At 67.0% G+C, this 10,479-nt stretch carries 10 protein-coding genes; 7 read left to right on the top strand and 3 right to left on the bottom strand.

The features are described from left to right. Positions 1-1,604 (bottom strand): sigma-70 family RNA polymerase sigma factor (locus ENSA5_RS38805; protein ID WP_258183115.1); only part of this gene is annotated, 1,604 nt, incomplete at its 3' end. 118 nt (positions 1,605-1,722) lie between these two features. Continuing rightward, on the bottom strand, positions 1,723-2,214 hold the full coding sequence (locus tag ENSA5_RS34960; RefSeq protein ID WP_106396061.1) for a hypothetical protein: 492 nt from the start codon (positions 2,212-2,214) through the stop codon (positions 1,723-1,725). 104 nt (positions 2,215-2,318) lie between these two features. Here ENSA5_RS34960 and ENSA5_RS34965 point away from each other — a divergent pair, with 104 nt between their 5' ends. From ENSA5_RS34965 to ENSA5_RS34980, 3 genes are all read left to right on the top strand, one after another. After that, a complete protein-coding gene (locus ENSA5_RS34965; protein WP_106396062.1) occupies positions 2,319-3,671 on the top strand; it encodes a patatin-like phospholipase family protein in 1,353 nt (450 codons plus the stop codon). 69 nt (positions 3,672-3,740) lie between these two features. Next, a complete protein-coding gene (locus ENSA5_RS34970; RefSeq protein ID WP_106396063.1) occupies positions 3,741-5,327 on the top strand; it encodes an adenylate/guanylate cyclase domain-containing protein in 1,587 nt (528 codons plus the stop codon). A gap of 523 nt (positions 5,328-5,850) precedes the next feature. Next, entirely contained in the window at positions 5,851-7,005 is a 1,155-nt protein-coding gene (locus ENSA5_RS34980) for a hypothetical protein (RefSeq protein WP_181198481.1), read from the top strand. A 148-nt stretch (positions 7,006-7,153) separates the two neighbouring features. Here the strand turns inward: ENSA5_RS34980 and ENSA5_RS34985 are convergent, their stop codons facing one another. Then, positions 7,154-7,552, bottom strand: a complete 399-nt coding sequence (locus tag ENSA5_RS34985) for a hypothetical protein (protein ID WP_146156451.1) — start codon at positions 7,550-7,552, stop codon at positions 7,154-7,156. Positions 7,553-8,127: 575 nt separating this feature from the next. Here ENSA5_RS34985 and ENSA5_RS34990 point away from each other — a divergent pair. The 4 genes from ENSA5_RS34990 to ENSA5_RS35005 form a co-directional block, all read left to right on the top strand. Beyond that, complete coding sequence (locus ENSA5_RS34990; RefSeq protein ID WP_106396066.1) at positions 8,128-8,508, top strand: hypothetical protein; 381 nt, start codon at positions 8,128-8,130, stop codon at positions 8,506-8,508. Next, positions 8,454-8,993, top strand: coding sequence for a DUF4215 domain-containing protein (locus tag ENSA5_RS34995; protein ID WP_146156452.1), 540 nt, complete (start codon positions 8,454-8,456; stop codon positions 8,991-8,993). Before ENSA5_RS34990 ends, ENSA5_RS34995 begins: the two co-directional genes overlap by 55 nt. 225 nt (positions 8,994-9,218) lie before the next feature. Then, positions 9,219-9,830, top strand: coding sequence for a glycine-rich protein (locus tag ENSA5_RS35000; protein ID WP_106396068.1), 612 nt, complete (start codon positions 9,219-9,221; stop codon positions 9,828-9,830). Between the two features lie 205 nt (positions 9,831-10,035). Next, a partial coding sequence (locus ENSA5_RS35005; RefSeq protein WP_219906920.1) for a hypothetical protein occupies positions 10,036-10,479 on the top strand: 444 nt, incomplete at its 3' end.

Genomic DNA, 10,479 nt, shown 5'->3' on the forward strand with positions numbered 1-10,479 from the left:
GCAGCCGCGACCATGGCCACGCGCTCCTGAGCGGAGACCACCACGCCACCCGGGCGCTCGATCGTGATCACGAAGGAGGCCGGCTCGTCGACCACGAGCTTGGTGTCGAAGGGCAGGCGGAGCTCGCCCTCTTCGGTCACGTCGAACACGCCCGCGTTGACCGGGTTGTCGCGCTTGCGGTCGTTGATCCACAGCTGGTAGTGGACCTTGCTCGGATCGTTGACCGCGAGGCCGTGGATGACGATCACGCCAGCTTGGAGCTCGGAGCTCCACAGCACCGAGCCGCCCGCGTCGGCGCTGACGGCCTCGTCGTCCCGGCGATCGAAGCTCCACTCGAGCTTGTCGTCGGCGGCCTCGATCTGAGCCTGGAGCTCGTCGGCGCTGGTCGGATCGTCGCGGTGGACGAACAGCCACAGCGCGATCGACAGCATGATCAGCGCCGCGATCGCGCTGAAGTAGGTCGCGAAGCGGGCGATCCGAGACTCGCTCAGCGGCGCCCCGATCTCGGAGCGGCTCGCAGACGGCTCGAGCTCGAGCTCGCTGTCGGAGCTTGGCTCGAACTCCTCGCGGTCCCGGGGCTCGGGCTCGTCGGGCTCGGGCTCCTCGGGCTCGTCGGGCTCGCGCGGGCGCGAGATGGGCTCGTCGAGCTCGGACTCGGGGGCCGTGGTGGCGCGGTCGAGCCGGCCGTTGGTCAAGCTCGACTCGAGCACGGCGTCGAAGCCCGGGCTGCGCTCCCACATCCGCTCGACCGCGGCCTCGGGATCCGCCTCGTCCGCCAGCAGGCCGGCCTCGGCTCCGGGCCCGATGACCCCGTCGTCGATCAGCTCGTCGGCCCCGAGTCCGGGACCGCCGAGGGTGTCGTCGTGGCGGCGCGGGCTGGCGAAGCCCCAGTAGTGGCGGGCCTGATCGAGGACCTCTGCCGCGAGCGTCGCGCTCATCGGCTCGCCGTGGGCCATGAGCGTGAGCTCGATCGCCGCGCCCGCGGTCTCGTAGCTGGGATCGAGCGACATGCCCGCGAGCAGGTGATCGAGCTCGGCGCGCTGGCGCCCGTCGAGGCCTGCGATCGCCCGGTCGGTCAGCAGGGTGTGGAGGCGCTTGGCCGGAGCGCTGACCTGGGCGGTCGCGCCCGCCTCGGCCTGGAGGCGCTTGCGGACCGCGACGATCGCCCGGCGCGCGAGCGAGCGGACGGCGTTGACCGGCACGGCGGTCGCGGCCGCGACCTCGTCGGGCGTCATGCCCTGGCCGATCGCCAGGGACAGGACCCGCCGCTGGCGCGGGTTGAGGGTCGCGAGCACGCCCGCGGCGATCGACGCCTCGGCGCAGCGCTCGAGCGCGGTGTGCTGCTCGCTGCTCGACAGTGAGTCCGGCGCGGGCTTGAGCAGCGGCCGCTGCTCGGCCTGGCGCAGCCGCTCGATCGCCTGTCGCCGCGCGATCATCGTGATGAACACGGGCTCGGACAGGACGCGCGGATCGTAGCGACCCGCGTGGGTCCACAGCTCGATGAAGATCTTTCGGGTCGTGTGCTCGGCCTCGGGGCCGGCCGGAGCAAAGCGCCGGGCGATCGACCAGACCAGCGCTCCGTAGCGGCCAAGGCACTGCTGCACCGCCGCTGCATCGCCAGCAGCGACGAGGCCGAGGAGTGTCTGTTGCGGCGCAGCCAGAACCCTCGGATATCACTTTTTGGGGCCTGCGCGAAGCCAGGCCGCGCGCGTGGCCGCAGGATCAGCGCCCGGCGTCCCGGCGGCGCGGCAGCTCGGTGTCGAGGCCAAAATAGACCTCCTGGGCGTCGACCTGGCAGACCTCGCTGAAGTCTGTGACCGCCCCTCGCAAAGCCCGCGTCAGGCCCTCGTCTTGGCGTTGGAGTCGCAGCGGGAGCGCGAACCACCGGGCGACCTCGCGCACGTAGAAGGTCCGGAAGTCCTCGTCGCCATCCGGACGACCGGTCATGTCGGTGCAGACCGAGCGCACGAAGGCCAGCGCGCGCTCGGTCTCGAGCGCGAGGCGCAGCGCCGCTGGATATCCGAACAGGCACCAGTCGGCGCGCGGCTCGTCCGCGCCCGGATCGTCCAGGATCACCGGGCACCAACGCAGGACCTCGCCGTAGTCGCCCTCCATGTGGTCGACGACGAGCTCTTCGTGGGTTGGGGGTCTCGACGGTCGACCGGGCGCGCAGCCGAGCAGCGCGATTGCGAGGATCAGCGAGCAGCGCGGCATGGGGCCTTGTCGCGCGTGATCCTCGAACGCGCAAGCCCAACCCCAATGGGGGTGCGTAATATACGCAATCCACTTTACGCTCAATTGCAGGGTATAAGCATCAGGTGGGGCTCACGCTCATCCGCAAGGCCAAGGATACCCAGCGGAGCAAGCGAAAGTCGAAGATCGCGCTAGTCCTGGCTGGCGGTGCCATGACAGGCGGCGCGTTCAAGATGGGCGGGCTCAAGGCCCTCAACGACTACCTCGTCGGACGCGACATCGCCGACCTCGACATCTACGTCGGTCTCTCGGCTGGCGCGCTGCTGTCGGTTCCGCTCGCCGCCGGGCTCACCCCCGACGAGATCATCGAGGTCCTCGACGGCGTCAGCAATCGCTTCGAGCCCCTGCGTCCGGTCGACCTCTACACGCCCAACGTCGCCGAGCTCGTCGGCCGGCCGGCCAAGCTGGCCTGGGAGTTCGCCCGCTGGGGTCCGAACGCGGTCCTCGACCTCCTTCGCGGGCTGCCCGGCCTGCCGACGACCTTTCACGACGCGCTCGGTGAGCTGCTGCGCTCGCCCGACTACCTCCACGTCGAGCGCATGGCCCTGCGCCTGCGCGACGAGGTCTCGCCGCGCGCCGCGTTTCCGGAGCTCAGCGACGTGGTCCCCTCGGGCTTGATGACCAACGCGCCGCTCGAGCGCTGGCTGCGGCGTGGCCTCGCCAAGATCGGCGTCTCCAACGAGTTCGCCGCCTTCGCCGCCGAGCGGCGCAACCAGCTCTACCTCGCCGCGTGCGAGCTCGACACGGCCGAGCGGGTGATCTTTGGCGCTGGCGAGCACACGGGCGTGAGCATCTCCGAGGCGGTCCAGGCTTCGACCGCGCTGCCGATCTTCTACCAGCCTGCGCGCCTCGGCGGCGTCGACTACATCGACGGCGCCGTCCGCAACACCGCCAACATCGACGTTGCGATCGACAAGGGCGCCGACCTGGTCATCTGCTACAACCCCTTCCGCCCGATCTGGAACGATCCCCTGCCGAGCCTGCCGCATGGCCGCCGGATCACCGATCAGGGCCTCAAGGGCGTGCTCAACCAGGTGTTTCGCACCCTCTTGCAGTCGCGCCTGCGCCTCGGGCTCGAGCGTTATCGACACCACGCGCAGTTTCAAGGCGACATTGTCTTGCTCGAGCCCAAAGAGCACGACCTCGACTTCTTCGCCATGAACCCCCTCGCCTATTGGAAGCGCGACGCGGCCGTGCGCCACGGCTACGAGTCGGTCCGGCACACGATCGAGCACAGCTTCCACGAGCTCGACGAGTTGCTCAGCAGCCACGGGCTACGCATGAGCCAGGCCGTGGCCTCGCGGCGGGCGGCGGCCGTCGTCCGCGAGCGCGGGTGGAACGTCGCGGCCAACCAGCGTCCGCTCCGTGGCGCTCGCCAAGCTCGTGACGATCGCAAGAGCTTGCGGCAGTACTCCTGAGCGGGTTCGAGCACCGGGCCAGGGGCCGCTTGCGGTCGAGACGCGGCTTCGACGACAATCCTGCGGCCGATGGCCCGCGTGATCGCCAACCCCGGAAACCGCGACGAGCGCGTGCACGAGCTGGAGAGCGGCCGCGCGCTGATCGGCCGGGGCCGCGACTGCGACATCCGGGTGAACAACAAGAGCCTCTCGCGTCAGCACGCGCGGATCGTGGTCGAGAGCTCGGGCCGCGCGACGATCGAGGACATCGGCAGCAAGAACGGGACCTTCGTCGATGGTGACCGGGTCGAGGGCCCCCGCGAGCTCGACGACGGCCAGCACTTCAGCTGCGGCGACGTGGTGTTCGTCTACAGCATCGCCGAGTACTCGGTCCCGGCCCCGGACTCGATGATCCAGGAGATCTCGGCCGAGGCCACGCGGGTCCTGGTCAGCGATCTGCTCAGCCAGGCTCAAAACCGGCGCAGCTCTGGCCTCGGTCGGCCCAAGCTGCCCAAGAGCGCCGAGGGCCGGTTGCAGGTCTTGCTCGAGGTCGCGCGCCTGCTGTCCTCGCCCGGCGACCTCGACAAGCAGCTGGCCAAGATCCTCGACCTGGTCTTCTCGATCCTCGACATCGATCGCGTCGCGCTGATCATGATCGACGAGGCCAGCGGCGAGTTCGGCGATCCGATCGTCGAGTCGCGGCGCGAGGCGACCCTCGGTGACGTGCCCGGGACCTACAGCCGGAACATTCTCAACTATGTCCGCGAGCGCAGCGTCGCCGCGCTGTTCTCCGACGCCGCCGTCGACCCCCGGCTCGCGGGCGCGCAGTCGGTCCACCTGGCCTCGGTCCGCTCGTCGATATGCGCGCCGCTCAAGCCCCACGACGAGATCATCGGCGTGCTCTATGTCGACAACCTGACGCTGCCCGCCGCGTTCACGAGCGAGGATCTCGAGCTGCTGTCTGCGTTCGCGGCCCAGGCCGCCATCGCGATCGAGAACTCGCGCCTCTACCAGCGCCTGCAAGACGAGGCGATCCAGCGCAGCAACCTCCTGCGCTTCTTCCCGCCCACGGCCATCGCCCAGCTGATGGAGCACCCCAAGCTCACGGTCGACGCGATCGACACCGAGGTCACCGCGCTGTTTTGCGACATCAGCGGGTTCACGGAGATGTCGGCGCAGATGGCCCCGACCGACGTCGTCGGGGTCTTGAACCGCTACTTCCCGGTGATCACCGAGATCGTGTTCGAGCACGAGGGCACCCTCGAGAAGTACATCGGCGACGCCCTGCTCGCGGTCTGGGGCGCGCCCTTTCGCCGGGTCGACGACGCCAAGCGGGCGGTTTTGGCGGCGATCCAAATGCAAGAGGCGATCACGCGGCTGAACCTCGAGCTGACCAATTTTCCGCCCCTGCAGATCCACATTGGGCTCAACACCGGTCGGGTCGCGGCCGGCAACATCGGGTCCGAGCACTACCTCCAGTACGCGACGATCGGCGACGCCACCAACCTCGCCAGTCGGATCTGCGGGCTCGCGGGGGCCGAGGAGATCGCGGTGGGCGTCTCCACGCTCGAGCGCCTCGGCGGGCCGCCGCCCTGTCCGGTCGACGGGCCCCACTTTCACAAGGTCAAGGGGCGCGAGGACCCGGTCGCCATCTACAAACTGCGCTGGCAGGAGTAGATTGAACGCTGGATGTACATAGTTTTGTGGGGGCTGCCACGCACCGCCGCAAATGGCCGGTCGCGCCCTCGGTCGGCTGGCGGTTGGCGCGCGGTGCGCGGTTTGACAGATGCCGAGCCAATAGCTGATAGTAGCTTCAGGTGTTGCCAACTCACTAGCCCCAAATCAAGCGCTGAAATGAAAAAACTGAACGATTTAGGGCTCGTACTCGCCGAGACGCGAGCGTTTGGGGTGAGCGGAGGGGCCTTTTCGAAAGGTCCCTTGAAGACTAGCAGCCCGAGGCGACACGATGCATTGCTTGGCCTTTTCGCCGAGGGCTTTGTCGCCAAAACTCGCAGTACGCCCGGTACAGCGGCGTTTTGGCTTCGCGCCCTCGGCGAACATTCCGGCGCGAGGCGACACGAGGCATTGCACCACGGGCTGCTAGAGGGGCAGCATGAGCCACGCTCGGCCAGATATGGGGCCGCGGGAATCGAGGGGCTCGCTCATACGTGCGATGACCATGCGACAACGACGGAAAGGCGTGGAGCTGGTGCTTGGCATGGGGTTGCTGCTCGGGCCGCTGGTGTTCGCGTTGACCGTGCCGCGCGGGAGCGAGGTGCCGGCGAGCTGCGAGGCCGAGCCGCCGACCCAGGCCGAGCTGACCGCCGTGGACGTCTGCGTGCACGAGCCGGAAGCCGATCCGGCGCCCGGGCCCGAGCCCGAGGCCGAACCCGAGCCCGAGGCCGAGCCCGAGCCCTCCATCAGTGTGGCGTCTCCCTTCTTTTTCGTGACCGCGAACGGTCTGGTCCTCAGCACCGAGGCCGCGCCTGAGTGGGGCACAGGCAAGTTCTACGAGCCCCCCGGCGACGCTACCTACCGGGTCGCCAAACAAGCCGCCCTGTCCGAGCTGCCCGCGGCGCTGCGGGCCCAAAGCGGGCGCAGCTTCGATCTTTACGGCCAGGACGGTAAAGTTTGCAGCGTTGACGCCGGCAAGTTCCACGTGATCAGTCAGTACGGCGGCTCGGGCCTCAACGACGTCATACCCGACAAGATCTGGGAGTACGACAACCCCGAAGACGTCCCCAAGCGAGTGTGGCGCGAGGCGCTGTGGGCCCGCGACGAGGCTCACTGGTTGGTCGCGGAGATCGAGCCTGACCCCAGCTGCAAGGGCGCGCTGTGGGCCCGTGATGCACAGCTGCCTCCCCCCGTGGTCCTCCGGCCGACACAGCGCGAGACCAGCGAAGGCAAGGCCCAGATGGCCGCGTTCGAGCGCTCCGAGATCCTGGCACAGACCCGGAGGGAGTATGAGAGTTGGTACGACGAGCTCTCGTCGGAGGAGCGTGAGCACGAGCAGACCTGGGAGGCCATCACCGCCGAATACCCGGCGAAGGTGATCTCGTGGATCGACGCCGACAAGCAAGTGCGCCTCGTCGAGCTCGATTTCGGCACCGACGGTGGGGAATGCGGCGAGCGCTACCCTACGGGCATCTCCAATTTCGATCGCGTGGTCGGCGACAAGCTTGAAGAGGTCATGCAATCCGTCAACCCCGAGGCGATCTTCGACGCCGACCTCGACGGGAACTTCGAGTATCTGTACGTGACGCATTCTGACTGGGATTCGATGACGCTGAGCAGCGAGGAAAAGGCGCTCGATCTCGACTTGGAGATTGAGCGTGACACCGAGTGTTCCTGCTAGAGCACCTCCTTGTCGGGGGGGGCGCCCCTGAGGTCCGATACCTTCGTCGCCAAAAGCTCGTAGTATGCCGGATACAGCTTCGTTTTGGCTTCGTGGCTTCGGGCGCCAGAGACGCGCTCTGGGCTGCGCGGGGTCTTTCAGCAGCCTGCTAGAGTTCCTGGGTGCAACGCGCTGCGATCTTTTTCAACTCTATCATTATCTTGTCGATCTTCTCGGTAGGCACCTCCGGGAGCTTCTTCTTCGCCGCGTCCTCGATGTCTTTGAAGAACTGCTTCTGTTCGTCCTCAGTGTGTGGTTTGAGCGGCTCCTTCATGACCTCCTTGTCGACGACATCCTTGAAAAACTTCAACTCGAGAGAGGTCAGGTGCATATCCTCGTTCTCTGTGTTGTTCACATCCAGGCCTTGGTTGATGCACTGGATGATTTCCTTCCTCAATGCGCTTTCGTCTGCCAAAGCGGCGAACGAACTTCCGAAGACAAACGCTGCGACTGTCAGCGCGAGGAAGGAATGACGGTGTTTCGAGGACCAAGTACGGGAATCGAGCATGATTATCGACCATGCCATGAGTTTTGCCCCGGAAGAAGAGATTTTGACGGCGCTCGCTCACATGAAATTGATGCGGTGTCGAGTTACTTGTACGTGTCTCGCTCACATCTGCCCATTTTGGATCCACTAGACCTACAGGGGAGCCTTTTCTAGACTCTTGTGGTCGTCAGCGACTCTGAGCTACGCCATCGTTTGGGTGGCCCCCTAAACGGGGCTCAAACCCAAAATGCCGCTGTGCCGGGCGTACTGCAAGTTTTGGCGACAAAGCCCTCGGCGAAAAGGCCAAGCGAGGCGGCGCGAGGCATTGCACCACGGGCTGCTAGGCCTGAATCAAGCGCTGCGCCCTCGACTCAGGCCTTCTAATCTTCAAGGGGCCTTTGGAACAGGGCCCTCGCTGCGGCGGCGAAGCCCCCTCCGCTCACCCCAAACGCTCGCCTTGCGGCTCGTACTAGCCCTAAATCATTCAGCTTTTTAAATTCAGCGCTTGATCTAGCAGCCCGAGATCGATCGATAATGGCCTTGTGATGAACTGTGACCTTCGACCTCTCGGTGCCGCTGTCTTGTTCGCTTTGTCCGTGAGCCTCGCCTGCGCCGACGACCAGTCGAGCGCGGACGATGCTTTCAGCTTTACGACGGATCCGAACACCGAAAGCGACGAGACCGGCGATGGAGATGGCGACGGTGACGGTGACGGTGACGGCGACGGCGACGGCGACCCCGGCGATGGCGATGGCGACGGCGATGGCGATGGCGATGGCGACGGCGACCCCGGCCCCTACTGCGGCGACGGCAAGCTCGACCCCGGCGAGGAGTGTGACGTCGGCAACGAGACCATGTTCTGCGACAGCGATTGCACCTTCTCGGTCTGCGGCGACGGCTACCACAACATGTTGTCCGAGGAGTGTGCGACGACGGCAACACCGACGACACCGACGGCTGCATCGGGCCGTGTGTGATCAACGTGTGTGGCGACGGGGTCCTGTGGGAGGGCGTCGAGACCTGCGACGACGCCAACATGGACGACACCGACGGTTGCACCAACGCCTGCACCATTGCGACATGCGGCGACGGAGCGGTCCACGCCGAGAACGAGGAGTGCGACGACGGCAACATGATCGACACCGACGCCTGCACGGCGGCGTGCACGAACGCGTTTTGCGGCGACGGGGTCGTGTGGGAGGGCATGGAGACCTGCGACGACAACAACGACGACGACTTCGACATGTGCCCGGGCAGCTGCGAGCCGGCCTACTGCGGCGATGGCTTCACCCAGGCCGGCGTCGAGGACTGCGACGACGGCAACGACATCGACGACGACGGCTGCGCGAACGACTGCACCTGCATCGGCGGCGACGGCGGGCCGGGCATGCAGACCTTCAACTTCAGCGGCCAGGTCGAGGAGTTCATCGTGCCCAACTGCGTCATGAGCCTCACGATCTAGCAGCCCGTGGTGCAATGCATCGTGTCGCCTCGCGCCGGAATTTTCGCCGAGGGCGCGAAGCCAAAATGCCGCTGTATCGGGCGTACTGCAAGTTTTGGCGACAAAGCCCTCGGCGAAGAGGCCAAGCGAGGCGGCGCGAGGCATTGCACCCCGGGCTGCTAGGCCTGGGGCGCCCAAGGTGGCGACAACCCCGACCTCGTCGGAGAAGGTGGCCTCGGCGCGCGGATGAAGGGCACCTTCAACGTCGTGGGCGGCCAGGTGCTTCAGGTCGTCGTCGGCGAGATGGGCTCGGAGCCGGTCCAGGGCAACGAGGCCAACGGCGCCGGAGGTGGCGGCGGTGGGACCTTCGTGTGGACCGAGGGGCAGCTGCAGCCGATGATCGTCGCGGGCGGCGGCGGTGGCTCGTCGCTGCAGAATAACGGCCTGCCCCACTACCAGGGCAAGCCCGGCGTCACGACCGAGGACGCCACGGGCAGCCGCAGCGACGACGAGTACAACGACTCACCGGGCGGGCAAAACGGCGAGGACGGGCAGTCGGTGTCGGGCTCGGGCGGGCGCGGGTGGAGCTCGGTGCTCGACGATCCGAGCGGGGTGCCTGCGTGCCAGAACTACGGCGGCGACGGAGGCTTTGGGGGTGGTGGCGGTGGTGGCTGCATGCCCAACCTCTGCAACCATCTGCACACCGCGGGCGGCGGCGGCGGCTACTCGGGCGGTGGCGCGGGCGGGACCTGCTACTACCACGGCGGTGGTGGCGGGGGCTCGTACAACACCGGGAGCAGCCAGGACAACGCGGCGGGGGTGAAGTCCGGTAACGGCCAGGTCGAGTTCACCTGGTGAGCTCGGCTGGCGTTACAAGTCCGCTTCGGGGACCTCGGACTCGTTGATGAGCCGCTCCGCTCCGAAGCGCTGGGCGCCAGCTCGGCGCGGTCAGGAGCCTTGGAGCTCTGCGATCAGCCTCGTGGGTTGGAACCTTGCACATGGCAACAATGTTGTCGGGACTTCGCGCCATTGCCCATGATGCTCCTGGTGGTATGGAATTGGGATGCGGACCGGAGTCGGCGACGCCGTACAGGCGCGCGATCACGTTGGCGCCGGCGTCGCGGCCGGTCGGCTCGCGGGTAGGTGCTGTTCGGACCTGGTCATCGGCGAGCCCGGACAGGACACCGCGACGGGCTGCGAGGGCGTCGCCGACTCGGTGAACCCAAACGATCGTTTTTTTGCGCGCCTGGCGGTGATCTCGGGGCCTGAGGGAGGCCACAGCGTGACCCGGCTGCTTGGGGCAATCGCTATGTCGGCGCTGGCGTTCGGCTCGGGCTGCGGCGGCGATGAAGTCGAGGCTCCGGCACACATCGTCGATCTGGTCCCGGACGGGCGCTCGAGTTGCGTGATCGACTCGCGTGGTCGCTTGCGCTGCTGGGGGGCTGGGGGCAACGACATCCTCGCGGGCGGGACCGAGGATGACATCTACATCTGGCGGGTCGACGAC

It is taken from the genome of Enhygromyxa salina (genome assembly GCF_002994615.1).
In the GTDB taxonomy this organism is placed as follows: Bacteria; Myxococcota_A; Polyangia; order Nannocystales; family Nannocystaceae; genus Plesiocystis; species Plesiocystis salina_A.